Raw genomic sequence first — 1386 nt, forward strand, 5'->3', positions numbered from 1 at the left:
GCCCGATTCTTAGACAGACCCCGACGACCCGGTGCACTACAGATTGTGGCTCCCTTAAGGGAAGCACGCGGGATAGAATGACATGTGATGGTCGTTGCACCAGCCTTTGCAGATTCATGCCGCAAGGAGTGTTTGAGTTATGGACGTCGTTTATTCACACGTCTGTGGCCTCGACGTTCACAAGAAGAACGTGGTGGCCTGCATCATCACCCCAGATCATAAAGAGATCCGTACGTTCTCCACGATGACCGAAGATTTGCTTGCCCTCATTGATTGGATCAAATCTCATGGCTGTACGCATGTCGCCATGGAGAGCACGGGTTCGTTTTGGAAACCGATCTACAATCTGTTGGAGATGGAACAAATTGAAACTCTTGTTGTCAATGCCAAGCACATGAAAAATGTGCCCGGACGAAAAACCGATGTCAAAGATGCGGAATGGATCGCTGGCTTATTACGCCACGGTTTGCTCAAGGGCAGCTACATTCCCAATCGGGAGCAACGCGAACTGCGCGAATTGATCCGCTACCGCCGCAGTCTCATTGACGAACGCGCCCGAGAGGTTCAGCGCATTCAAAAAGTGCTGGAGGGCGCCAACATCAAATTGTCTTCCGTTGCTTCCGATGTCCTGGGCAAATCAGGACGACTCATGATCGAAGCGATGATCGAAGGCGAAACAGATGCGGCACTACTCTCCGAACTGGCGCAGCGAAAGCTGAAAAACAAAAAAGCGGATCTTCAAAAAGCCTTGCACGGGCTCATGGGTCCGCATCAACGTCTGATGCTCAAAGCGCAGCTCCGCCATATCGATGATCTGGACAAACTGATTGAAGAAATTGATGCGGAAGTCAAGGAACGAATGACCCCTTTTGAAGAAGACCTGGAGCGGTTGGACACAATTCCCGGTGTAGGTCGTCGGAGCGCAGAACAGATTCTGGCCGAAATCGGCACGAACATGGATCAGTTCCCCTCCGCCGCACATTTGTGTTCATGGGCAGGACTGGCTCCAGGGAACAATGAAAGTGCCGGGAAACGAAAGTCGGGGAAAACCACCAAAGGAAACAAAAAGTTGCGAACGGCCTTGGTTGAATCCGCCCGAGGGGCTGCCCGTTCCAAAGAAACGTATTTGTCCAGTTTGTATCATCGCATTGCTGCCCGAAGAGGAGCGAATCGAGCGGCGGTTGCTGTGGCACACCGGATTTTGACGATAATTTACCATCTCCTGAAGAAGAAACAAACCTATATTGAACTCGGACCTCACCATTACGAAGAACGCAAGCGAAATCAAGTCGCAAGGCAAGCGATTCGGAAGTTAGAAATCCTGGGTTACAAGGTCATCGTGGAGGAAGCTCAACAAACCGCATAAAACATATCATATACCATATT

Annotated in this window: 1 protein-coding gene; it reads left to right on the plus strand. The window is 50.6% G+C overall.

Features of this window, described 5'->3' with window-relative positions:
• The first annotated feature begins 139 nt into the window (after positions 1-139).
• Positions 140-1366, plus strand: coding sequence for an IS110 family RNA-guided transposase (locus ABEV74_RS12345; protein WP_430146378.1), 1227 nt, complete (start codon positions 140-142; stop codon positions 1364-1366).
• Positions 1367-1386 lie beyond the last annotated feature (20 nt).

This window comes from Paenibacillus cisolokensis, from assembly GCF_050481165.1.
Taxonomy (GTDB): Bacteria; Bacillota; Bacilli; order Paenibacillales; family Paenibacillaceae; genus Paenibacillus_AH; species Paenibacillus_AH cisolokensis.